This is a genomic window from Kitasatospora sp. NPDC101108, assembly GCF_055584725.1.
Genome location: NZ_JBVJLM010000026.1, coordinates 1 through 21,933, shown reverse-complemented (window position 1 = coordinate 21,933; position 21,933 = coordinate 1). Strand labels below are relative to the sequence as shown.

Annotated in this window: 20 protein-coding genes; 14 read left to right on the top strand and 6 right to left on the bottom strand. The window is 71.9% G+C overall.

The window, feature by feature from the left end:
• Positions 1 to 5 precede the first annotated feature (5 nt).
• The 3 genes from ACZ6Z8_RS34115 to rpmF are packed head-to-tail and all read left to right on the top strand — an operon-like array spanning position 6 to position 1,607.
• Positions 6 to 1,169: a CobW family GTP-binding protein gene (locus ACZ6Z8_RS34115; protein ID WP_465613898.1), complete on the top strand. Its 1,164-nt coding sequence runs from the start codon at positions 6 to 8 to the stop codon at positions 1,167 to 1,169.
• An 18-nt stretch (positions 1,170 to 1,187) separates the two neighbouring features.
• On the top strand, positions 1,188 to 1,430 hold the full coding sequence (rpsR, locus tag ACZ6Z8_RS34110) for a 30S ribosomal protein S18 (protein WP_465613897.1): 243 nt from the start codon (positions 1,188 to 1,190) through the stop codon (positions 1,428 to 1,430).
• Between the two features lie 12 nt (positions 1,431 to 1,442).
• Entirely contained in the window at positions 1,443 to 1,607 is a 165-nt protein-coding gene (gene rpmF / locus ACZ6Z8_RS34105) for a 50S ribosomal protein L32 (RefSeq protein WP_465613896.1), read from the top strand.
• Positions 1,608 to 1,711: 104 nt separating this feature from the next.
• Here rpmF and ACZ6Z8_RS34100 read toward each other — a convergent pair whose 3' ends face one another.
• The 3 genes from ACZ6Z8_RS34100 to ACZ6Z8_RS34090 are packed head-to-tail and all read right to left on the bottom strand — an operon-like array spanning position 1,712 to position 4,729.
• Positions 1,712 to 2,884 carry a polysaccharide deacetylase family protein gene (locus tag ACZ6Z8_RS34100; RefSeq protein WP_465613895.1) on the bottom strand — a complete coding sequence of 391 codons (1,173 nt, stop codon included), beginning with the start codon at positions 2,882 to 2,884 and terminating at the stop codon, positions 1,712 to 1,714.
• Positions 2,877 to 3,674 (bottom strand): TIGR03943 family putative permease subunit, encoded by a 798-nt coding sequence (locus ACZ6Z8_RS34095; RefSeq protein ID WP_465613894.1) that lies wholly within the window; start codon positions 3,672 to 3,674, stop codon positions 2,877 to 2,879. The genes ACZ6Z8_RS34100 and ACZ6Z8_RS34095 overlap by 8 nt, the downstream gene beginning before the upstream one ends.
• Complete coding sequence (locus ACZ6Z8_RS34090; protein ID WP_465613893.1) at positions 3,662 to 4,729, bottom strand: permease; 1,068 nt, start codon at positions 4,727 to 4,729, stop codon at positions 3,662 to 3,664. Before ACZ6Z8_RS34090 ends, ACZ6Z8_RS34095 begins: the two co-directional genes overlap by 13 nt.
• Positions 4,730 to 5,080: 351 nt before the next feature.
• Between ACZ6Z8_RS34090 and ACZ6Z8_RS34085 the strand changes: the two genes are divergently transcribed.
• The 5 genes from ACZ6Z8_RS34085 to ACZ6Z8_RS34065 all read left to right on the top strand — a co-directional run bounded on the left by ACZ6Z8_RS34085 (position 5,081) and on the right by ACZ6Z8_RS34065 (position 9,266).
• A complete protein-coding gene (locus ACZ6Z8_RS34085) occupies positions 5,081 to 6,055 on the top strand; it encodes a metal ABC transporter solute-binding protein, Zn/Mn family (protein ID WP_465613892.1) in 975 nt (324 codons plus the stop codon).
• Positions 6,056 to 6,128: 73 nt separating this feature from the next.
• Positions 6,129 to 7,028 carry a metal ABC transporter ATP-binding protein gene (locus ACZ6Z8_RS34080; RefSeq protein WP_465613891.1) on the top strand — a complete coding sequence of 300 codons (900 nt, stop codon included), beginning with the start codon at positions 6,129 to 6,131 and terminating at the stop codon, positions 7,026 to 7,028.
• Positions 7,012 to 7,926, top strand: coding sequence for a metal ABC transporter permease (locus ACZ6Z8_RS34075; RefSeq protein WP_465613890.1), 915 nt, complete (start codon positions 7,012 to 7,014; stop codon positions 7,924 to 7,926). Before ACZ6Z8_RS34080 ends, ACZ6Z8_RS34075 begins: the two co-directional genes overlap by 17 nt.
• On the top strand, positions 7,923 to 8,762 hold the full coding sequence (locus tag ACZ6Z8_RS34070; RefSeq protein ID WP_465613889.1) for a metal ABC transporter permease: 840 nt from the start codon (positions 7,923 to 7,925) through the stop codon (positions 8,760 to 8,762). The genes ACZ6Z8_RS34075 and ACZ6Z8_RS34070 overlap by 4 nt, the downstream gene beginning before the upstream one ends.
• Positions 8,763 to 8,789: 27 nt before the next feature.
• Positions 8,790 to 9,266, top strand: coding sequence for a Fur family transcriptional regulator (locus tag ACZ6Z8_RS34065; RefSeq protein ID WP_465613888.1), 477 nt, complete (start codon positions 8,790 to 8,792; stop codon positions 9,264 to 9,266).
• A gap of 191 nt (positions 9,267 to 9,457) precedes the next feature.
• On the opposite strand, the gene ACZ6Z8_RS34060 is transcribed toward ACZ6Z8_RS34065, so the two are convergent.
• Together ACZ6Z8_RS34060 and rpmG are read right to left on the bottom strand one after the other, a co-directional pair.
• The gene (locus ACZ6Z8_RS34060) at positions 9,458 to 9,721 is read right to left on the bottom strand and encodes a type B 50S ribosomal protein L31 (protein WP_279094886.1); all 264 of its coding nucleotides are present in this window, start codon (positions 9,719 to 9,721) and stop codon (positions 9,458 to 9,460) included.
• A 29-nt stretch (positions 9,722 to 9,750) separates the two neighbouring features.
• Complete coding sequence (gene rpmG, locus ACZ6Z8_RS34055; RefSeq protein WP_033349073.1) at positions 9,751 to 9,915, bottom strand: 50S ribosomal protein L33; 165 nt, start codon at positions 9,913 to 9,915, stop codon at positions 9,751 to 9,753.
• Positions 9,916 to 10,246: 331 nt separating this feature from the next.
• Here rpmG and ACZ6Z8_RS34050 point away from each other — a divergent pair, with 331 nt between their 5' ends.
• The 3 genes from ACZ6Z8_RS34050 to ACZ6Z8_RS34040 all read left to right on the top strand — a co-directional run bounded on the left by ACZ6Z8_RS34050 (position 10,247) and on the right by ACZ6Z8_RS34040 (position 15,246).
• Positions 10,247 to 12,205, top strand: coding sequence for an APC family permease (locus ACZ6Z8_RS34050; protein ID WP_465613887.1), 1,959 nt, complete (start codon positions 10,247 to 10,249; stop codon positions 12,203 to 12,205).
• A gap of 72 nt (positions 12,206 to 12,277) precedes the next feature.
• A complete protein-coding gene (locus tag ACZ6Z8_RS34045; protein ID WP_465613886.1) occupies positions 12,278 to 14,659 on the top strand; it encodes a DUF4118 domain-containing protein in 2,382 nt (793 codons plus the stop codon).
• Positions 14,660 to 14,883: 224 nt separating this feature from the next.
• Entirely contained in the window at positions 14,884 to 15,246 is a 363-nt protein-coding gene (locus ACZ6Z8_RS34040; protein ID WP_465613885.1) for a hypothetical protein, read from the top strand.
• Between the two features lie 44 nt (positions 15,247 to 15,290).
• On the opposite strand, the gene kdpB (ACZ6Z8_RS34035) is transcribed toward ACZ6Z8_RS34040, so the two are convergent.
• Positions 15,291 to 17,468, bottom strand: a complete 2,178-nt coding sequence (gene kdpB / locus ACZ6Z8_RS34035; RefSeq protein WP_465613884.1) for a potassium-transporting ATPase subunit KdpB — start codon at positions 17,466 to 17,468, stop codon at positions 15,291 to 15,293.
• Positions 17,469 to 17,991: 523 nt separating this feature from the next.
• On the opposite strand from kdpB (ACZ6Z8_RS34035), the gene kdpF reads away from it, so the two are divergent.
• From kdpF to kdpB (ACZ6Z8_RS34020), 3 genes are read left to right on the top strand one after another with little or no spacing between them, the layout of a single operon-like run.
• A complete protein-coding gene (kdpF, locus tag ACZ6Z8_RS34030) occupies positions 17,992 to 18,081 on the top strand; it encodes a K(+)-transporting ATPase subunit F (protein WP_037831562.1) in 90 nt (29 codons plus the stop codon).
• A gap of 1 nt (position 18,082) precedes the next feature.
• Positions 18,083 to 19,747 carry a potassium-transporting ATPase subunit KdpA gene (gene kdpA / locus ACZ6Z8_RS34025; protein ID WP_465613883.1) on the top strand — a complete coding sequence of 555 codons (1,665 nt, stop codon included), beginning with the start codon at positions 18,083 to 18,085 and terminating at the stop codon, positions 19,745 to 19,747.
• On the top strand, positions 19,747 to 21,867 hold the full coding sequence (gene kdpB / locus ACZ6Z8_RS34020) for a potassium-transporting ATPase subunit KdpB (RefSeq protein WP_465613882.1): 2,121 nt from the start codon (positions 19,747 to 19,749) through the stop codon (positions 21,865 to 21,867). The genes kdpA and kdpB (ACZ6Z8_RS34020) overlap by 1 nt, the downstream gene beginning before the upstream one ends.
• Positions 21,868 to 21,933: the final 66 nt, after the last annotated feature.

The window sequence follows — 21,933 nt, the reverse complement described above, 5'->3', positions numbered from 1 at the left end:
GCGCGGTGCCCGAACACCTGAGGCTGCCGGTCGTCGTGGTGGCCGGCCTGCACCGGGCCGAACGCCGTCGCGCCGTACAGGAGTTGCTGGACGGCAGCGTCAACGGCGTCGTCCTCCACCACGACCTGCGCGACGCCCCCGGTCGCACCGTCCACCGCGAACTCCGCGACGCCACCGGCACCGTCGCCACGTCGGACGTCCCGCTGACCAACGACTGCGCCTGCTGCGCCCTGCGCGAGGACCTGCTGCCCGAGCTGCTGCGCCTGGCCGAGAAGGGGCAGCACGGGCTGGCCGTCGTCGAGCTGTGGGGCGGCAGTGACCCGCACCCGGCAGTCGAGGTGATCGCGGGCGGTGAGGTGGACGGCCGCCCGGTGGCCGAGTTCATCGAACTGGCGGGTGTGGTGGTCGCGGTCGACCCCGACCGGCTGCTGGGTGAACTCTCCGTCCCGGACGACCTGGCCGAGCACGGCGAGCACACCTCCCCGGACGACACCCGGACGCGCGCCGAGGCACTGGCTCACCAGATCGAGTACGCCACCACGATCGCCGTCGCACGCGGGGGCGGGGCGGGGCTGTCCCTGCTCCGCCAGCTCCACCCGATGGCCCGGCGCGTCCTGCTCGGCACCGGCGAACTGCTGCGCGCCGCACTCGGCGGGTTCGACGTGGCCGCGGCGCGCGACCGGGTGAACCCGGCCCTCGCGCTGCTGCCGCAGGAGCACGACGAGGCGGGGGTGGCCACCCTGGTGTGGGAGCGACGGCGCCCGCTGCATCCGGTCCGTCTGTACGAGGCGCTGGAGCTGCTGGTGCCGGCCGCCCAGCGCAGCCGTGGCCGGTTCTGGCTGGCCAACCGTCCCGAGCTGATGCTCGCCTGGGACGCGGCCGGTGCGAACCTGGCCGTCGAGGAGTGCGGGCCCTGGCTCGCCTCGCTGCCGGACTCCGCCTGGGAGCTGTACCCGCCCGCCCGCCGGGCTGCCGCAGCCCTCGACTGGGATCCGGCCCACGGCGACCGTGTCCAGCAACTCGTCTTCATCGCCGAGGGATTGGACGTCGACGGGATCACCGACCTGCTCGACTCCTGCCTGCTCACCGACGCCGAACTGATGGCGGGGGAGAGCGGCTGGAAGGCCCTGCCCGACGCCTTCGAGGACCTGCTCGAACCCGTCTCCTGACCAGAGAGAAGAACCGACATGGCCAAGCGCCCCACGCGCGGACGGCCGGCCCGTCCGCGCCCGAACCCGCTGTTCGAGGCGGGCACCACGTACATCGACTACAAGGACACGGACCTGCTGCGGAAGTTCGTCTCCGATCGCGGCAAGATCCGCAGCCGCCGGGTCACCCGCCTCACCGTTCAGCAGCAGCGGGCGATGGCCCGGGCGATCAAGAACGCCCGTGAGATGGCCCTGCTGCCCTACGCCTCCACAGCCCGATAGGAGGGAACCCACATGGCCGTTCCCAAGCGCAAGACCTCCCGCAGCAACACCCGGCACCGCCGTTCGCAGTGGAAGGCCGCGACCCCGCAGCTCGTCCCGATCGCCATCGAGGGGCGTGAGCACCTGGTGCCGCGCCACCTGGTCAAGGCCTTCGAGCGAGGGCTGCTGAAGCCCTGAGCACAGGGAGGAGCCGCGGCGCGGGGGCGCCGCGGCTCCTGGTGGGTGCCGGGATGTCACCACGGCCGAGGTCCGGCGTTACGCGTAGGGCCGGGTTCGAGGCGCTACGGCCTCGTGACGGACGCCCAGTCGGGCGCGCCCGTCGGGCCGAGGGCGCGGAGGCGGTTCAGGACGGCCGGGTCCTGGGCGTCGAGCCAGTCGGCGAGTTGGCGGAAGGAGACGCAGCGGACGCCGTCGCGGTGGCAGAGGTCCTTCATCGTCGTCTCGGCGCTCTGGAGCTGGGGTGCGTGCCGGGGGTCGAGGTCGGTGTCGATGACGAGCGGTGCACGGTTCCCCCGGTAGACGCGGTCGAAGGCGTTCCGGTAGGTCTGCGGGGTCCGGTCGGCGGACAGCACCTCGTGCGCGTCGGAGGCGTCGGGGATCCGCTGGAGCGGGAAGTCCCAGATGCCGTCGGTCTGCGTCGGCCAGCGCTGGGTGTCGCCCGGCGAGCCGGCGTCGTAGCGCCAGCCGGCGTCCTTCTCGGCGGGGAGCAGATTGGGCCGGCCCTCCAGGCACGGGGCGCGGCCGCCGGCCAGCTCGGCCTGGTAGTCGAAGGGCAGCGGGGGGAGGTCGGTGAAGCCCGTTCCGGTCTTCCAGAAGTTGACCATGGAGTAGCCCTGGCCGATTTCGCTCCGCCAGTCCGCGGTTGACCAGTCCCGCCCGCCCTTGGGGCCGCAGAACTGGCCGATGAAGCCGTCGGCGATCTCGTCGCCGTCCAGCCAGGCGCGGCCGAGCTGCTGCAGGGTCGCGCGGACCTGGGCGTCGGTGGGGAAGGGGACGGCGGCGGTGCCGACCTCGTGCTGGGGCGGCTGGTACTGCCACCGCACTGAGGCCGGGAGCAGGTCGATGCCGCGGAGGAAGAACGTCACGTCGGCGCCGCTCGCCTTGGCCGACGTACGGGCGCGGGAGAACAGGTGGTTGTCGTCCTCGGTGGGGGCGTCGAAGGAGAAGACCACGAACTGCGGCGGCTGCTCGCCGGGCTTGAGCCGGACGGGGGTGGGCCGGCCCGGCTGCGGGCCGGTGTCGGAGGTCGACCCGTCGCCGAGCACGGTGACGGTCGGGTCCGTCGCGTCGGCGCTGGGCGTGGACGCGGCGTCGGGCGTGACCGGGACGGCTCGGTGGTCGGGAACGGCGGGCATGAAGGCGAGCGCGGCGACGACACCGAGCGTGAGTACGGTGGCCGTGCCGCGACGGGGACCCGCGGGCGTGCCGGTCGGAGCCGACGGGCGCTCACTCATAGGGGTTCTCCGGTTCGGCGATCCGGCGGACCTGGTTCGCGGTCAGGGTGGGAACCGCGCCGTCCTGGCCGCTCGCCCCGTCCGGCTGCCATTCGCCGGTCACCTCGACCCACGTGCCCTCGGGCGGTGCATCGGCGCCGCGGATCACGACCTTGCTGCTGGACGCGTCGGCGGCGCAGCAGGAGATCGTCAGCCGGGCGAGGTCCCAAGTCCCGTCGCCGGAGCCGGGTGTGGCGAAGCCGGTGAGCCGGATCCGGTGGCCTCTGAGTGAACCGCTGGTGTCCCAGAGCGCACGGGAGTCGAAGTCGGCGAGCCGCATGCCGACCGGGTCGGTCGTGGGCAGCGGTGCGAAGCCGCCCGCCGCCTCAGCGGGTCTGACGGCGGTGTTGTCCGAGTGCTGCGCGGTGAAGGCGCCGAGCGCCCGGGGCTGGAGCAGGTAGATCGCCAGAATGGGCAGGAGCAGCAGCCACGCCGTACGGGGCGTGCCGTGGTGGTCGTGGCCGTGCGTGTCATGACCCGTGGATCCGTCGTGGGCATCGGGCCCGTCGTGGCCCGTGGATCCGTCGTGGGCATCGGGCCCGTCGTGGCCGGGGCGGAGCAGCTTCCGTGCGGCGCTGACCGCGCCGACGAGCCCGACCGCCACCAGCAGGACGCCGCTCGCGATCAGGTACGGCCGCAGGCCTCGGCGCACGTACCGCAGGTACAGCTCGCTGAAGAGTGAAATGTGCAGCACCGCCGCGCCGAGCAGGATGTGCAGCAGTGCCCTGACCTCGCGCGTCACAGCAGCCACCAGCCGGTGAGGGTCGCCGCGGTGACGGCGACGACGAAGGTGGTGGCGCTGAAGCGCCAGGCGAAGGCCCGGCCGAAGGTGCCGGCCTGGAGCGCGATCAGTTTGGCGTCCACCATCGGGCCGACGACCATGAACGCGAGCTTGGCGGTGGTGGAGAAGGAGGTCAGCCCGGCCGCGACGAAGGCGTCCGCCTCCGAGCAGACCGCGAGCAGGACGGCGAGCACGGCGAGCACCAGGACGTCGACGCCCGGCAGCCCGGCCAGGTCCTTGAGCAGGCCGCGCGGCACGGCGACGTTGAGGGTGGCCGCGGTCATGCCGCCGATCACCAGGAAGCCGCCGGCGTGCAGGAAGTCGTGCTCCAGCGAGGCGCGGAAGGCCGGCCAGCCGGTCGGACCGTCCGACGGTGTCCTGGGCCGCAGCCACTCCGGGCGGCCGAAGCGTGACCAGAGCAGCCCCATCACCACCGCGGTCGCGAGGGAGGCCAGGAAGCGCGCGGCGACGAGTTCGGGCCGCCCGGGGAAGGCGACGGCGGTGGCCACCAGCACCACCGGGTTGACGGCCGGTGAGGAGAGCAGGAACGCCAGTGCGGCCGCCGGAGCCACCCCGCGTGCGATCAGCCGTCCGGCCACCGGCACCGAGGCGCACTCGCAGCCGGGCAGCAGAACTCCAGCGGCACCGGCGATCGGTACGGCGAGCACCGGGTTCCTCGGCAGCGCCCGCTCCAGCAGGCGGGCCGGGACGAACCCGGCGATCGCCGCCGACAGCACCACACCGAGCAGCAGGAACGGCAGCGCCTGCACGCAGACGGCGACGAAGACCGCGCCCCAGGCCTCCAGCGACGCCGGTCCCTCCCAGTCACCGAGGACGTGACGCCCGACCAGGACGGCGAGCATGCCGGCGACCAGCACTCCGAGCGAGCCGATGGGGTAAGGGGCACGACTCGTCGGTTCCGGTTCTGGTTCCGATTGCGGTTCTGGTTCCGGCTTCGGTTGCGGTTCCGGCTCCGGCTCCGCGATCGGATGGGGCAGGGCCTCGACTGCGGTCTCGTCAGCCATGGGCGGCTGGGCGCTCCTTCGCTCGGGATGCTTCGGGACTCCTGGAGTGCGGCCGTCGTTCGCGTTGAGGCCGGGGTGAGTCTAGGGCCTGCCCGAGGGGTTGCCGGGACCCGAGCCGCCGCGGAACCTCGGGCACGGACACCCCACGGCGTGGCCGGCTGCCGCCAGCTGGACGGTTCGGCCAGGTCGACCACTCCTCCCTGCCCGGGCGCGGTCAAGGTTTGGCAATGATTTCCATCTTGTATTCGGAGACCATGGTTTTGAAAACCGTTTCCATCTAGTGTGGCGGTGTCCAACGGAGCCGGACCCTGCCAGGCGCGGGGCCGGCAGGTTTCGAGGAGTAGCCCCGTCATGCGTGCCACCCCGTCCAGATCGGCCAGCCGTACTCTCCGCGTCGTGCTCGGCGCGAGCGTCGCCGCCGCGCTCGCCACGGCCACCGCCTGCTCGACCTCCTCCCCGGCGAAGACCGCCTCGGCCGGTGCGAGCAGCGCCGGCGGCGGGAGTTCGAAGGTGATCCAGGTGGTCGCGGCGGAGAACTTCTGGGGTTCCCTCGCCACCCAGCTCGGCGGCGACCACGTGAAGGTGACCAGCGTCATCACCAACCCGGACACCGACCCGCACTCCTACGAGCCCACCGCCGCCGACGGGCGCAGCGTCGCGGGGGCCGAGTACGTGATCAGCAACGGGATCGGGTACGACGCCTGGTCGGACAAGCTGCTGGCGGCCAACCCCGCCTCCGGCCGCACCGCGCTGAAGGTCGGTGACCTGCTGGACAAGAAGGAGGGCGACAACCCGCACCAGTGGTACTCGGCGGAGAGCGTGACCAAGGTGATCGACCGGATCACGGCCGACTACAAGAAGATAGACCCGGCCGACGCGGCCTACTTCGACACCCAGAAGCAGACGTTCACCACCCAGACGCTGGCCAAGTACACCCAGCTGGAAGCCGACATCAAGGCCAAGTACGCGGGCACCCCGATCGGTGCCTCGGAGTCGATCGTCACCCCGCTCGCGGAGAGCGTCGGCCTGAAGATGCTCACCCCGGAGACGTTCCTGGACGCGGAGAGCGAGGGCACCGACCCGACCGCCGCCGACAAGGCGACCATCGACCAGCAGATCTCCGGCAAGCAGATCAAGGTCTACGTCTACAACTCGCAGAACTCCAACCCCGACGTGGTCGCCCAGGTGAACGCCGCGAAGGCGCAGGGGATTCCGGTCGCCCAGGTCACCGAGACCCTCGCCCCGGCGAACGCGACCTTCCAGGACTGGCAGACCCAGCAGTTGCAGGGCCTCGCCGACGCACTGAAGCAGGCGACGGGCAAGTGAGCGGGCGCGGCGAGCTCACCGTCACGAGGTGCGCACGGGCCCACGCCCCTGGCGAGCGGAGCGAGGCGGGCGCATGAGCATCCACCCGGCCGAGAAGGTCCGTGCGGACACGGACCGCACCGCTCCCGCCGGAGGACAGGTGCTGTCGCTGCGCGGCGCGGCCGTGCGCGTGGGCGGGCGGACCCTGTGGTCGGGTGTCGATCTGGCCGTGGGGGCCGGGGAGTTCACCGCCGTGCTCGGCCCGAACGGGGTCGGCAAGTCCACCCTCGTCAAGGTCCTGCTCGGAGTGCTTCCGGCGGCGGCCGGCGAGGTCCGGGTGCTCGGTGCCGCGCCCGGCGAGCGGAACGCCGCCGTCGGGTACCTGCCGCAGCGCCGCAACTTCGACGCGAGCGTCCGCATCCGTGGGGTGGATGTGGTGCGGCTGGGCCTGGACGGGGATCGGTGGGGGATCCCCGTTCCGGGCCTGGGCCGGGCCGGGCGCCGGGCCGCCCGGGAGCGGGTCGAGCAGGTCATCGAGCTGGTCGGTGCGGCGACGTACGCGCACCGGCCGATCGGGCAGTGCTCGGGCGGTGAGCAGCAGCGACTGCTGATCGCCCAGGCGCTGGTGCGGCGCCCGCAACTCCTGCTGCTGGACGAGCCGCTGGACAGCCTCGACCTGCCCAACCAGAGCGCCGTGGCCGCGCTGCTGGGGCGGATCTGCCACGAGGAGGGGGTGTCGGTGGTGATGGTCGCCCACGACGTCAACCCGATACTCCACCACCTGGACCGGGTGGTGTACATCGCCGAGGGCGGCGCCGTCTCCGGCACCCCGGCCGAGGTGATCACCTCGGAGACGCTGACCCGCCTGTACCGCACGCCCGTTGAGGTGCTGCGCACCAGCGACGGGCGGCTGGTCGTCGTCGGCCAGCCGGAGGCCCCGGCCGTCCACGCCGACCGGCACGAGAGCGGGGGCGGTCATGCTGCTGGCGTCTGACGCGGCCTCGCCGGTCTTCACCTGGAACCTGATCACCGATCTCCAGGACATGTGGTCCTACGACTTCATGGTGAACGCCTTCCGGGCCGGTCTGGTCGTGGCCGTGGTGTGCGCGGTGGTGGGCTGGTTCATGGTGCTGCGCCGGCAGACCTTCGCCGGACACACCCTCTCGGTCGCGGCCTTTCCGGGCGCGTCCCTGGCGATCCTGCTCGGCTTCTCCACCTCGCTCGGCTACTTCGGGTTCTGCGTGGCCGCGGCGCTGGTCATAGCGGCTCTCGCTCGCGGTGGGCGGGGCGGCGGTGCCGAGGAGTCGGCCGTCACGGGTACGGTGCAGGCCTTCGTACTGGCCTGCGGTTACCTGTTCATCAGCCTCTACAAGGGCCTGCTGGAGGGGCCGACGGCGCTGCTGTTCGGCAGCTTCCTGGGGATCACCACCGGCCAGGTCGTGACCCTGGCGGTGGTCGGCGCGGTGGTGCTGGCCGTGCTGGCGGTGATCGGACGGCCGCTGTTGTTCGCCTCCGTCGACCCGGAGGTGGCGGCCGGGCGCGGGGTGCCGGTGCGCCTGCTGGGCACGCTGTTCCTGGTGCTGCTGGGCGCGGCGACCGCCGAGGCGAGCCAGATCACCGGCACGCTGCTGGTGTTCGCCCTGATGGTGATACCGCCCGCGACCGCCCAGCAGCTCACCGCCCGGCCGGGCCCGAGCCTGCTGCTGTCGGTGGTGCTGGCTCTGACGGCGTGCTGGGCGGGACTGATCGCGGCCTACTACCAGCCGTACCCGCTGGGCTTCTTCGTCACCGGCTTCGCCTTCGCCGGATTCGTCCTCGCCCATCTGCTGCGCTTCGCCCGCGAGGCGCTCGGCCGGGCCCGTACGCCGATCGCGCTCGGAGGTGCCGCATGAGCACGGTCGTCACCCAGGCCTTCTTCCAACACGCCGTGCTGGCCGGTTCGTTCATCGCACTGGCCTGCGGGCTGGTGGGCTACTTCCTGGTGCTGCGGGCGCAGATCTTCACCGGCGACGCGCTCAGCCACGTCGCGTTCACCGGCGCGATGGCAGCCCTGGCCGGGGGCTACGACCTGCGGCTCGGGCTGTTCGCCGCGACCATCGGGGTGGGCCTGCTGATCGGGGGGCTCGGCCGGCGGGGCCGTGCGGACGACGTGGTGATCGGCAGCGTCTTCGCCTGGATCCTCGGCCTGGGTGCGTTCTTCCTGACCGTGTACACCACCTCCCGCAGCGGGGCCCAGGGCGGCGCCGGGACGAGCGTGCTGTTCGGCTCGATCTTCGGCCTGCACGGCAGCCAGACGACGGTGGCCGTCGCCGTCGCGGGCGCGATCTGCGTGGTCCTGCTGCTGATCGCCCGGCCGCTGCTCTTCGCCACGCTCGACGAGGCCGTGGCCGCCGCCCGCGGTGTTCCGGTCCGGCTGCTGGGCTACGGCTTCCTCGCCCTGGTCGGCGCCTGTGCCGGCGAGGCCACCCAGGCCGTCGGCTCGCTGCTCCTGCTGGGCCTGCTCGCCGCTCCGGCCGGCGCGGCGATCCGGCTCACCGACCGTCCGTTCCGGGCGCTGGCGCTGTCCGCCGCGCTCGCGGTGGGGGAGATGTGGGGCGGGCTGCTGCTCAGCGCGGCGGTGCCGAACCTGCCGCCGAGCTTCGCGATCATGGCCGTCGCCAGTGCCGTCTATGCGGCCACCTTCCTGGTCCGCCCGGCGGCCCGCACCGCCCGCCCGGCGGTGGGCTGACCGCGCGGGCGTGGAACGGGGGAGAGCATGACCGACACGAAGCCGAACGCCGTGGTCGCCGCCGACCGGCCCGGCAGCAGGCCCGTGCGCCCGGTCGACGGGGACGTCGCACTGCTCGGACGGCCCACGCCGCGCCGCACCGAGGTGTTGCGGGCGCTGGCCGGGTCCGAGGAGTTCGTCAGCGCCCAGGTGCTCTACGCCCGGCTGGTGCAGGCCGGTTCGCGGGTGGGTCTGAGCACCGTCTACCGCACCCTGAGCGCACTCGCGCAGGTCGGCCGTGCCGACGTGGTGCGCGATGCCAACGGCGAGCGGCTGTTCCGCTACCGGCCCGGCCCGGACCACCGGCACTACCTGATCTGCCGGAGCTGCGGGCTCAGCCTGCCGGTCGACTCCACGGCCGTCGAGGCCTGGGCCGAGCACATCGCCGCGATGTCCGGCTTCGACCAGGTCCACCACACCGTCGAGCTGGCGGGCCTGTGCCCCGACTGCCGTACCACCGACTGACCGGCGGCCCACCCCGATCAACCCGGAGCACCGTCCGCGCCCTTCACGACCACCGGGCGGCGAACCGCTCGACCAGGCCGTCGCCCCCGTCGAGCACCTGCGGCAGTGACGACCCGCCCGGTTCAGCGCGAATGCCGGTGTGCCCCCTCGGACCCGAGGGGGCACACCGGCATTCGTCCGCGGTCCCGGGCTCAGCCCTTGCGGCGGGCGGCCGCGGCGCCGTAGCGGCGCTCGAAGCGCTCGACGCGGCCCGCGGTGTCGAGCACGCGGGACTGGCCGGTGTAGAAGGGGTGGCTGGCGGAGGAGATCTCCACGTCGATCACGGGATAGGTGTTGCCGTCCTCCCACTCGATGGTGCGGTCACTGGTGACGGTGGAGCGGGTGAGGAAGGTCAGCCCGCCGACGCGGTCGCGGAAGACGACGGGGCGGTAGGCGGGGTGGATGCCGGGCTTCATCGGGTTCTCCTTGGCTGGGCGGGGTGGGGTCAGCGTTCCTCGCGGAACTCGGTGTGGCGACCGAGGGCCGGGTCGTACTTGCGCAGGACGAGCCGGTCCGGGTCGTTGCGCCGGTTCTTGCGGGTCACGTACGTGTAGCCGGTACCGGCGGTGGACCGGAGTTTGATGATCGGGCGCAGGTCGTTGCGGGCCACGGCGTCCTCCTGGGGCGGATCGGTGACGGTTGGGCCACCATCATAGCGAAATGGTTTTCGTTTCCATTAGGCGGCTGGTGTGGCAACGCCGGCCGTCGTCGCGGCATTCCCGGGCGGCCTGCTGACGCGCGATGAGAGGTGAACGCGGCGGAGGGAGGACCCGTGCACGACCACGTGACGGCGGGTGCCGGGCACCGCCCCCGGAATGTGTTGGACCAATGGGGCGATATCGGGCGAGCGGATGCCGGGAGTGGAGCGGTCGTTCGCTTAGCCTTTCGCCCTGCCGCCGCCTGGGTCGCGCCGGCTTCGGGGACGAGGACAGGGGCGCAGGGTGAGTTCGTCGGGTCAGGCTGCGTCGAGGCGGCGGACGGGATTCCGGGCGTGGCTGCTGGAGGGCCTGTCCGACATGGCCAAGCAGTACCCGGGGCCGCACGCGGAGCCGGCGGTCGAGCACAAGGGCCAGCGGTGGTGGCGGGTGATGTGCCTGACCGGTCTGGACTACTTCTCGACGCTCGGCTACCAGCCCGGCATCGCGGCGCTCGCGGCCGGGCTGCTGTCGCCGGTGGCGACCGTCGTGCTGGTGATCGTGACGCTGTTCGGCGCGCTGCCGGTGTACCGGCGGGTGGCGCAGGAGAGCCCGCACGGCGAGGGGTCGATCGCGATGCTGGAGCGGCTGCTGTCGTTCTGGCAGGGGAAGCTGTTCGTTCTGGCGCTGCTGGGGTTCGCGGCGACGGACTTCATGATCACCATCACCCTGTCGGCGGCGGACGCGACCGCGCACCTGGTGGAGAACCCGAGTCTGCACAGTGCGCTGTCCGGCAGGCAGATGCTGATCACCCTGCTGCTGGTCGCGCTGCTCGGGGCCGTCTTCCTCAAGGGGTTCAGCGAGGCGATCGGCCTGGCGGTGGTCCTGGTCGGGGTCTACCTGGCGCTGAACGTCGTGGTGGTGGTGAACGGGCTCTGGCACGTGCTGGAGGCCCCGCACGTGGTGACGGACTGGTCCGACGCGCTCACGGCCGAGCACGGCAACGCGTTCGCGATGATCGGCGTCGCGCTGATCGTCTTTCCGAAGCTGGCGCTGGGCCTGTCCGGCTTCGAGACCGGCGTCGCCGTGATGCCGCACATCGAGGGCGACCCGGAGGACACCGAGGAGAAGCCCACCGGCCGGATCCGGGGCGCCCGCAAGCTGCTCACCACCGCCGCGCTGATCATGAGCGCGTTCCTGATCACGACGAGCTTCATCACCACGGTGCTGATCCCCAAGGCCGCGTTCGAGGCGGGCGGGCAGGCCAACGGCCGGGCGCTCGCCTACCTCGCGCACCAGAACCTGGGCGGTGCCTTCGGCAGCGTCTACGACCTGTCGACGATCGCGATCCTGTGGTTCGCCGGCGCTTCGGCGATGGCCGGGATGCTGAACCTGCTGCCCCGGTACCTGCCGCGCTACGGCATGGCGCCGCACTGGGCGCGGGCGGTGCGGCCGATGGTGATCGTGCTGACGCTGATCGGCTTCCTGGTGACGTGGCTGTTCGACGCGAACGTGGACGCCCAGAGCGGCGCGTACGCGACCGGTGTGCTGGTGCTGATCTCCTCGGCGGCCATCGCCGTCACCGTCGCCGCGGGCAAGGCCCGTCAGCGCAACCGGACCATCGGCTTCGCCGTCATCGCCGCGGTCTTCCTGTACACGACGGGCGCGAACATCGCCGAACGTCCGGACGGCGTCAAGATCGGTGCCTGCTTCATCGGCGGCATCGTCCTGGTCTCCTTCCTGTCCCGGCTCAAGCGGGCCTTCGAGCTGAGGGTCACCGACGTGGTGCTGGACGAGGCCGCCGAGCGGTTCGTCCGCGACTACACCCACCGGCCGATGCGGCTGATCGCCAACGAGCCGAACAGCCGTGACCTGGCGGAGTACCAGGAGAAGAAGCGGGAGATCCGGGCGCACCACGACATCCCGGCCGACCTCGATCTGGTCTTCGTCGAGGTGACGGTCCGGGACCCGTCCGAGTTCGAGTCGGTGCTGAGCGTGCACGGCGAGGTGCTGCACGAGCGCTACCGGGTGCTCTCGCTGGAGAGCACCAGCGTGTCGAACGCGCTGGCGGCCCTGCTGCTGACGATCCGGGACCGCACGGGTCAGATCCCGCACATCTACTTCGAGTGGACGGAAGGCGGTCCGGTCGGCCATTTCCTGCGCTTCTTCCTGTTCGGGCAGGGCGAGGTCGCCCCGGTGACCCGGGAGGTGCTGCGCGAGGCGGAGCCGGACCGTTCCCGGCGCCCGCGCGTCCACGTCGGGTAGGGCCCGGCCGCGCGAGGGGCTTCGAGAAGGGCGGAGCATGGACGTGGGAGCGGAGGAGGTGGCCAGGCGGCGGTGACCGGGAAACTGCGGGTGTTCCTGGGGGCGGCGCCGGGGGTGGGGAAGACGTACGCCATGCTCCGGGAGGGGCGGCGGCTGCGCGGCGCGGGGCTGGACGTGGTGGTCGGCCTGGTGGAGACGTACGGGCGGCGCGGTACGGAGGAGCAGCTGGGGGATCTGCCGGTGCTGCCCCGGCGGCCCGTGTCCTACCGCGGGACGGAGCTGACGGAGCTGGACGTGGACGCGCTGCTGGCACGCCGCCCGGCTCTCGCCCTGGTCGACGAGCTCGCGCACACCAACGTGCCCGGCGGGCGGAACGCGAAGCGCTGGCAGGACGTGCGGGAGCTGCTGGACGCCGGGATCGACGTGGCGACGACGCTCAACATCCAGCACCTGGAGAGCCTCAACGACGTCGTCGAGCAGATCACGGGCGTCGCGCAGCGCGAGACGATCCCGGACGAGGTGGTCCGGGCGGCTGACCGGATCGAGCTGGTCGACCTGAGTCCGGAGGCGCTGCGGACCCGGATGGCGCAGGGGGAGATCTACGCGCCGGACCGGGTCGATGTCGCGCTGGACCACTACTTCCGGGCCGGGAACCTGGGCGCCCTGCGGGAGTTGGCGCTGCTGTGGCTGGCGGACCGGGTGGAGGAGGAGCTGGCCGACTACCGGGCCCGGCACGGCATCCGGGCGCCCTGGGAGACCAAGGAGCGGATCGTGGTCGCCCTCGACGGCGCCCCGCAGGGCGAGCACCTGATCCGCCGGGGAGCCCGTACGGCAGCCCGGGTGCACGGGGACCTGATCGGCGTGCACGTCCGGCTGGACGACGGCACGGCGCAGCGTGAGCCGCCGGGCCTGGCGGCGCAGCGGGCGCTGCTGCGGGAGCTGCACGGCAGCTACGTGGAGGTGAGCGGCGGCGACGTGGCCCGGACGCTGGTGGACTTCGCCCGGGCGGAGAGCGCCACCCAGATCCTGCTGGGGCCGACGAGCCGCAGCCGGTTGCGCGAGTTGGTCTCCGGTTCGGTGATCAACCGGGTGATCCGGCTGGCCGGTCCGATCGACGTGCGGGTGCTGCCACCGCCCGAGCCGGGGCTGCTCACCGTGCCGCCCGCACCCCGCAGGCGCCGCCCGGCGCTGGTGCCGGTCCGGCGGCGCCGGCTGGCGTGGCTGCTCGGACCGGTCGGGGCGGTTGCGCTGGTCCTGGCGCTGTCTCCGCTGCGCGGCTCGCTGGGTCTGTCCGGCGTGCTGTTGTGCCTGCTGCTGCTGGTGGCGGGGACGGCTCGGCTGGGCGGACTGCTGCCGGCGGCGGGCAGCACGGCGGCCGGGACGCTGGCGGCGGACTACTTCTTCACCACGCCGTGGCACAGCCTGACGGTGGAGCGGGGTGCGGACATCGCGGCGCTGCTGGTCTTCCTCGCGGTGGCCGGGGTGATCGCCCATCTGATCGACGGTCTGACGCGGCGCTCGCAGCAGGCCGGCCGGGCGCGTGCGGAGGCGGCCGTCCTCACCCGGCTGGCGGGGGAGACGGTGGAGTCGGGGGCGCGGGTGTCGTCCGATCTGGTGGCGGAGCTGCGGCAGGTCTTCGGGCTGGACGCGGCTGTCGTGCTGGTCCGTACGGGGGCGCTGTGGCAACCGGCGGCCTCGGCCGGGGCGCAGGCGCCGCTGCGGCCGGACGAGGGCTCCTTCTCCGTCGACCTCGGCGGGGACGCGGTGCTGGTCCTGCGCGGCGCACCGCTCACCGAGGAGGACACGCGGCTGCTGGGGCCGTACGTCACCCAGCTGAAGCTGGCGCGGGAGCGGGAGCGGCTGGCCGCGCAGGCGTCGGCGGCGGAGGTGTTCGCGCACGCCGACGCGCTGCACACCGCACTGCTGGAGGCCGTCGGGCAGGACCTGCGGGCGCCGCTGGCGGCGGTGCGGCGGGAGGCCGGGCAGTTGCGTGGCGCGGCCGGGCGGCGGATCGGCGCGGAGGTGGAGCGGATGGAGCGGCTGGTCGCCAACCTGCTGGACCTGAGCAGGCTGCGGGCCGGGGTGATGCCGGTGGTGCTGCGGCCGACGGTGGTGGCCGAGGCGGTGCGGTCCGCCGCCGAGGGCGTGTCGGGCGTCCGTGTCGACCTGGAGCCGGGACTGCCCCGGGTGCTCGCCGATCCCGGGCTCCTGGAGCGGGCGTTCGCTGACGTCCTGGCCCGGGGGGCGGCGGGCGCGGGGGCGGTGGTCGACGCCGGTGTGGTGGCCGGGCGGGTGGACGTCCGGATGACCGTCCACGAGGATCCCGCCCGGGAACCGGCGGACCTGGCGGTGGTGCGGGGCTTCGTGGAGGCGATGAACGGTGAGCTGACCGCGGAGGAGGCACCTGGCGGGGGCACCGCCTACGTGATCAGCCTGGCCCGGGCGGTGGCCTGATGCCGTGGGACGGGGCCGGTCGGCGACCCGAGACGTCAAGAGCACGTTGTGATCCCTGGCTGCGGCGTCAGGATTCCGTCAAGGCGGGCCGGCGGCCCCGTGGCCGTCGGGTTGGGTGGCGTCGAACGAACTTGCGGCGAAGCTGGGGCAGGACCATGCGCATGTACTCGGCCCGCCCCGGCGGCCGTCGCTACCGTCCCGTCCTCGACCGTATGCCGGTCCCGGTGTCCGGCACGGTGGCCCTGGTCGCCGGAGGTGCGCTCGCGCTCGGCCTCGGCGGGCTGGGCGAGCTCCATGCCGGCTGGTTCCCGTACCTCGCGTACGCCGGGCTCGCCGTGCTGGCCGGAGCGTTCTCCCGGCCCCTGGCCGCGCCGGTGGTCGGCCTGTCGGTCTGGCTGTGCTGCAACGCCTTCGCCGAACACCGGCATGCCGAACTGGGCTGGTCCGGAGCGGGGATCGAGAGCGAGCACTTCGTCCTCTTCACCGCTGCCGCCTTGGTGCTCTCCCTGCCCGCCGCCTGGCCGCGCCGGGCGATCCGCGTCGAGCGCCTTCCGGTCGGCGGGGGGTCCGGGCGTCACCTCGGTTGAGGCCCGCCGCCTCGGTGTCGTTCGCGAGGCGGCGGGCCGGCCTGTCACCCCAGGCCGGGGACGAACTGGATGAGCAGGTCGATCGCCTTGATGCCGAGGAAGGGCAGGACCAGCCCGCCGAGTCCGTAGACGCGGAGGTTGCGCCGGAGCAGGTCGGTCGCGGAGGCGGGCTGGTAGCGGACACCGCGCAGGGCCAGCGGGATCAGGGCGACGATGATCAGCGCGTTGAAGATGATCGCGGAGGCGATCGCCGAGGTGGGGCTGTGCAGTTCCATGATGTTGAGGTGGTGCAGGCCGGGGTAGGCGTGGGCGAACATCGCGGGGATGATCGCGAAGAACTTGGCCACGTCGTTGGTGATCGAGAAGGTGGTCAACGCCCCCCGGGTGATGAGGAGTTGCTTGCCGACCCGGATGATGTCGATCAGCTTGGCCGGGTTGGAGTCGAGGTCGACCATGTTGCCGGCCTCCTTCGCCGCCGGGGTTCCGGAGTTCATGGCGACCCCGACGTCGGCCTGGGCGAGGGCGGGCGCGTCGTTGGTGCCGTCGCCGGTCATGGCGACCATGTTCCCGGCGGCCTGTTCGCGCCTGAGGTGGGCGAGCTTGTCCTCGGGGGTGGCCTCGGCGAGGAAGTCGTCGACGCCGGCCTCCGCCGCGATCGCCTTGGCGGTCAGCGGGTTGTCGCCGGTGACCATGACGGTGCGGATGCCCATCCGCCGCAGCTCGGCGAAGCGTTCGGCGATGCCTTCCTTGACCACGTCCTTGAGCTCGACCACGCCCAGCGCCCGGGCGCCGTGCCGGTCGTGCACGGCGACCAGCAGCGGGGTGCCGCCGGCCTCGGCGATCCGGTCGACCAGGGGTTCGGCCTCCATGGGCAGGTGGCCGCCGGAGTCGGCCACCCAGCGGGCGACGGCGGCGGCCGCCCCCTTGCGGATCAGGCAGCCGCCGCCGTCGGGCCAGGCCAGGTCGACGCCGCTCATCCGACTGTGTGCGGTGAACGGGACCGGCCGCTGCTCGCCCAGCTCGCCGGGGGAGCGCGGAGGCACCCAGTACTGGCGGTTCGTCAGTTCGATGATCGATCGTCCCTCCGGCGTCTCGTCCGCGACGGAGGCCAACTGGGCCGCCTCGGCGAGCTGTTCGACGGTCGCTCCGGGCAGCGGGTGCAGGGCGACGGCCCGCCGGTTGCCGTGGGTGATGGTGCCGGTCTTGTCGAGCAGCAGCACGTCCACGTCACCGGCGGCTTCCACCGCCCGGCCGGACAGTGCGACGACGTTGCGTTGCACCAGCCGGTCCATGCCGGCGATGCCGATGGCCGACAGCAGCGCGCCGATGGTGGTCGGGATGAGCGCGACCATCAGGGCGACGAGCACGATGGTGGTCTGCGGCGCGTGCGCGTGGATGGCCATCGGCTGGAGGGAGACGACGGACAGCAGGAAGACGATGGTGAGGGAGGCGAGCAGGATGTTCAGTGCGATTTCGTTCGGGGTCTTCTGCCGGTTCGCCCCCTCGACGAGGTTGATCATGCGGTCGATGAAGCTCTGTCCGGGCCGGGAGGTGACGCGGACGACCAGGTGGTCGGAGAGCACCTTGGTGCCGCCGGTGACGCCGGTGCGGTCGCCGCCCGACTCGCGGATCACCGGCGCCGACTCCCCGGTGATCGCCGACTCGTCGACGGTCGCGACGCCCTCGACCACCTCGCCGTCCTGCGGGACCACCTCGCCGGCCGGCACCAGCACGATGTCGTGCAGCAGCAACTGCTCGGCCGGAATGATCTCGTGGCGCAGGTCGAGGGTGCCGACCCGCCAGTGCAGCAGCCGCCGGGCGGTGGTCCCGGCCTGGGCCGCGCGCAGCGAGTCGGCCTGCGCCTTGCCGCGGGCCTCGGCGACGGCCTCGGCCAGGTTGGCGAACAGCACGGTCAGCCAGAGCCAGAAGGAGATCACCCAGGCGAAGACGCTCGGATGGATGACGGCGGTGATGGTGGTGAGGGCGGAACCGGTCTCGACCACGAGCATCACGGGGTTGCGCGCCACCGCGCGCGGGTGCAGCTTGCGGACGGCGGCGGGCAGCGCCTCGGCGAGCTGCCGGCGGGTGATGAGCCGGCGGCGGCCGCTTGCGGGCCGGGGCGGCCGGTGGCCAGGGGGTTGCTCGGGCGCGGGGGCCGCGCGGCGGAACCAGTTCTGCTGGTCGTCGGTGGTGTCCGGTGTGCTGGGAGCCGAACGGCGCATCGTCTCGGGGGACCTTCCGGGCCGCCCGGGAGAGGGGCGGCGGTTCGGGGGCGACGGGGAACGCCGCACAGCGAAGCACCGGATCGTCACACGACACGCACGCCTTGACGGCGACTTGGCGTGCGGCGCGGCTTCCTTGACAGCCCCCTGACGCGGGTCGGACGGACGAGAGCCCCCGGGGGAGCGGTCTGTCGGCTGCGGATGCGACGCAGCGGCGGGCCCAGCCGTCGGCCGGCCGAAACGTTCAGGACAAGCCGCGGTCTCGGGTGCATGACGCGGATATCAATGCCGCGTCAATGTTTCCGAACCACCCGTATGGACGGCATCAGGGACGCCCAACGCGTCCACCTCGGCTGGTTGGCTGCTCCCGCCGGTTCGCGCCGGTGCCGCGAGGCCGTCCTGTCCGCTCGCGAGCACATCCTCTAGCCCGTCTGGTGGAGTCCATGTCCGATCTCATCTACGTCGGTGTCACGGTCGCCGTGTTCGCCGTCATCGCCCTGATCGCGCGGGGGGTGGAGAAACTGTGAGCGCCGAGAACATCGCAGGTCTCATCGTGGCCGTCGCCCTCGTCGGCTACCTCATTCTCGCGCTGATCTACCCGGAGAAGTTCTGACATGAGCTCCACTCTCGCGGGCTGGCTGCAGGTCCTGGCCCTCGTGGCCGCGCTGGTCCTGTGCTACCGCCCCCTGGGCGACTACATCGCCCGCATCCTGACCACTTCCCAGCACCTCAGAGTCGAGCGCGGCATCTACAAGGTGATCGGCGTGGACGGGGACGCCGACCAGCGCTGGCCGGTGTACCTGCGCTCGGTGCTGGCCTTCTCGGCGGTGTCCGTCCTCTTCCTCTACGGCCTGATCCGCCTCCAGACCTTCCTCCTGCTGAACCTCGGCGTTCAGCAGATGGAGGGCCACCAGGCCTGGAACACCGCGATCTCGTTCGTCACCAACACCAACTGGCAGTCCTACAGCGGCGAGTCCGCGATGGGCCACCTGGTGCAGATGGCGGGCCTGGCGGTGCAGAACTTCGTCTCCGCGGCCGTCGGCATCGCCATCGTGGCGGCGCTGATCCGGGGCTTCACCCGCAACCGGACGGACCGGCTCGGCAACTTCTGGGTCGACCTGGTCCGGATCAACCTGCGCCTGCTGCTCCCGATCTCGATCGTGTTCGCGCTGGTCCTGGCGGCCAACGGCGTGATCCAGAACTTCCACGGCTTCCACGAGGTGGCCGGTCTCGCCGGTGACGTCCAGAAGATCCCGGGTGGCCCGGTGGCCTCGCAGGAGGTCATCAAGGAACTGGGCACCAACGGCGGCGGCTTCTTCAACGCCAACTCGGCGCACCCGTTCGAGAACCCGACCGGGTTCACGAACTGGCTGGAGATCTTCCTGATCCTGCTGATCCCGTTCGCCCTGCCGCGCACCTTCGGCCGGATGGTCGGCGACAACCGCCAGGGCTACGCGATCGCGGCTGTCATGGCGATCTTCTGGGTGGCGTCGACGGCGCTGCTCACCTTCGCCGAGTCGCAGCACGGGGGCACCGCCCTGCAGGCCGCGGGCGCCGCGATGGAGGGCAAGGAACAGCGCTTCGGCATCGCCGGATCGTCCCTGTTCGCCGCCTCGACCACGCTGACCTCGACCGGCGCGGTCAACTCCTTCCACGACTCGTTCACGCCGTTCGGCGGCGGCATCACGATGTTCAACATGATGCTCGGCGAGATCGCGCCCGGCGGTACCGGCTCCGGCCTGTACGGCATGCTGATCCTGGCGATCGTGGCGGTGTTCGTGGCCGGTCTGATGGTCGGCCGTACCCCCGAGTACCTGGGCAAGAAGCTCGGCGGCCGGGAGATGAAGTTCGCCTCGCTGTACATCCTGACGACGCCGGCGATCGTGCTGGTCGGCACGGGCATCGCGATGGCGCTCCCGGGCGAGCGGGCCGGGATGCTCAACAGCGGTGCGCACGGCTTCTCCGAGGTGCTGTACGCCTTCACCTCGGCGGCCAACAACAACGGTTCGGCGTTCGGCGGTCTGACCGTGAACACGGAGTGGTACGACGCCGCGTTCGGCCTGTGCATGGTCTTCGGCCGCTTCCTGCCCATGGTGTTCGTGCTGGCGCTGGCGGGCTCGCTCGCCCAGCAGCAGCCGGTTCCGGCCACTCCGGGCACCCTGCCCACCCACAAGCCACTGTTCGTGGGCCTGCTGTCGGGCGTCGTCCTGATCGTCGTCGGCCTCACCTACTTCCCGGCCCTGGCTCTCGGGCCGATCGCGGAAGGTCTCTCCTCCTGATGTCCTCGTCAACGCTCACTCCCTCTCCCACGCCGGGTGACCAGGCCGAGGGCGCTTCCTCCCACAGAGTGTCGAGCGGTCTGCTCGACCCGAAGCTGCTGCTCTCCTCGCTGCCGGACGCGGTGAAGAAGCTCGACCCCCGGGTGATGGTCAAGAACCCGGTGATGTTCGTGGTCGAGGTCGGCTCGGTGGTCACCACCGTCTCCGCGATCGCGAACCCGTCGGTGTTCGCCTGGGCGATCACCGTCTGGCTCTGGCTGACCACGGTCTTCGCCAACCTGGCGGAGGCCGTCGCCGAGGGCCGCGGCAAGGCCCAGGCCGACACCCTGCGCAAGGCCAAGACCGAGAGCGTCGCCCGCCGGCTGACCAACTGGCCGGGCAGTGACGCCGAGGAGGAGGTCCCCGGTACCGCGCTCCAGCTCGGCGACCACGTGGTGGTCGAGGCCGGGCAGATCATCCCGGGCGACGGCGACGTCGTCGAGGGTGTCGCCTCGGTGGACGAGTCGGCGATCACGGGTGAGTCGGCGCCGGTCATCCGCGAGTCCGGTGGTGACCGCTCCGCGGTGACCGGTGGTACGAAGGTGCTGTCCGACCGGATCGTGGTGAAGATCGCCTCGGAGCCCGGCAAGTCCTTCATCGACCGGATGATCGCCCTGGTCGAGGGCGCGGCCCGGCAGAAGACGCCGAACGAGATCGCGCTCAACATCCTGCTGGCCTCGCTGACCATCGTCTTCCTGGTCGCGGTGGTCACGCTCCAGCCGATGGCCACGTTCGCGGGTGCCCCGCAGTCGATGGTCGTGCTGGTCGCGCTGATCGTGGCGCTGATCCCGACCACGATCGGCGCGCTGCTGTCCGCGATCGGCATCGCGGGCATGGACCGGCTGGTCCAGCGCAACGTGCTGGCGATGTCCGGGCGTGCCGTGGAGGCCGCGGGCGACGTCAACACCCTGCTGCTCGACAAGACCGGCACCATCACCCTGGGCAACCGCCAGGCCGCCGAGTTCCTCTCGGTGAGCGGCGTCTCCACCGACGAGCTCGCCAGTGCGGCGCAGCTGTCCTCGCTCGCGGACGAGACGCCGGAGGGCCGCTCGATCGTGGTGCTGGCGAAGACCGAGTACGGTCTGCGGGCCCGCGCCCAGGGCGAGCTGACCCACGCCACCTGGGTCCCGTTCACCGCCCAGACCCGGATGTCGGGTGTGGACCTGGACGAGGCGGACGGCGTGCACCAGGTCCGCAAGGGTGCGGCGGCTGCCGTGTCCAACTGGGTCACCGCCAACGGTGGTTCGGTGACCGATGAGGTCTCGACGCTGGTCGACGGGATCTCGGCCGCGGGTGGCACGCCCCTCGTCGTCGCGACGAAGGTCGGCGACGCTCCCGCCAAGGTCCTCGGGGTGATCCACCTCAAGGACGTGGTCAAGGAGGGCATGCGGGAGCGCTTCGACGAGCTGCGCCGGATGGGCATCAAGACCGTCATGATCACGGGCGACAACCCGCTGACCGCCAAGGCGATCGCGGAGGAGGCGGGCGTGGACGACTTCCTCGCCGAGGCCACCCCCGAGGACAAGATGGCCCTGATCAAGAAGGAGCAGGAGGGCGGCAAGCTGGTCGCGATGACCGGCGACGGCACCAACGACGCCCCCGCGCTCGCCCAGGCCGACGTCGGTGTCGCGATGAACACCGGGACCATGGCGGCCAAGGAGGCCGGCAACATGGTCGACCTCGACTCCAACCCGACCAAGCTGATCGAGATCGTCGAGATCGGCAAGCAGCTGCTGATCACCCGTGGTGCGCTGACCACCTTCTCCATCGCCAACGACGTGGCCAAGTACTTCGCGATCATCCCCGCGATGTTCGCCGGGGTCTACCCGGGCCTGCGCCACCTCAACATCATGGGCCTGCACAGCCCCCAGTCCGCGATCACCTCGGCGATCATCTTCAACGCCCTGGTCATCATCGGCCTGATCCCGCTCGCCCTGCGCGGCGTCCGCTATCGCCCCGCCGACGCCAGCTCCCTGCTGGCCCGCAACATCGGGGTCTACGGCGTCGGCGGTCTGATCGTGCCGTTCGTCGGGATCAAGCTGATCGACCTCGTCGTCCAGTTCATCCCCGGCCTCAGCTGAGAAAGGAGTCCACCGCAATGTCCAAGCCCCTGCCCGCCATCGTGCGGACCCACTTCACCGCCCTGC

Bases quoted from the DNA above. Each gene is read 5' to 3' on its own strand.
- ACZ6Z8_RS34075 (WP_465613890.1), top strand. From the start codon at position 7,012: ATGCTGCTGGCGTCTGACGCGGCCTCGCCGGTCTTCACCTGGAACCTG.
- kdpB (WP_465613884.1), bottom strand. From the start codon at position 17,468: ATGCGCCGTTCGGCTCCCAGCACACCGGACACCACCGACGACCAGCAG.
- ACZ6Z8_RS34060 (WP_279094886.1), bottom strand. From the start codon at position 9,721: ATGAAGCCCGGCATCCACCCCGCCTACCGCCCCGTCGTCTTCCGCGAC.
- ACZ6Z8_RS34065 (WP_465613888.1), top strand. From the start codon at position 8,790: ATGACCGACACGAAGCCGAACGCCGTGGTCGCCGCCGACCGGCCCGGC.
- ACZ6Z8_RS34070 (WP_465613889.1), top strand. From the start codon at position 7,923: ATGAGCACGGTCGTCACCCAGGCCTTCTTCCAACACGCCGTGCTGGCC.
- ACZ6Z8_RS34080 (WP_465613891.1), top strand. From the start codon at position 6,129: ATGAGCATCCACCCGGCCGAGAAGGTCCGTGCGGACACGGACCGCACC.
- ACZ6Z8_RS34085 (WP_465613892.1), top strand. From the start codon at position 5,081: ATGCGTGCCACCCCGTCCAGATCGGCCAGCCGTACTCTCCGCGTCGTG.
- kdpB (WP_465613882.1), top strand. From the start codon at position 19,747: ATGTCCTCGTCAACGCTCACTCCCTCTCCCACGCCGGGTGACCAGGCC.
- kdpA (WP_465613883.1), top strand. From the start codon at position 18,083: ATGAGCTCCACTCTCGCGGGCTGGCTGCAGGTCCTGGCCCTCGTGGCC.
- ACZ6Z8_RS34100 (WP_465613895.1), bottom strand. From the start codon at position 2,884: ATGAGTGAGCGCCCGTCGGCTCCGACCGGCACGCCCGCGGGTCCCCGT.
- ACZ6Z8_RS34090 (WP_465613893.1), bottom strand. From the start codon at position 4,729: ATGGCTGACGAGACCGCAGTCGAGGCCCTGCCCCATCCGATCGCGGAG.
- rpmF (WP_465613896.1), top strand. From the start codon at position 1,443: ATGGCCGTTCCCAAGCGCAAGACCTCCCGCAGCAACACCCGGCACCGC.
- rpsR (WP_465613897.1), top strand. From the start codon at position 1,188: ATGGCCAAGCGCCCCACGCGCGGACGGCCGGCCCGTCCGCGCCCGAAC.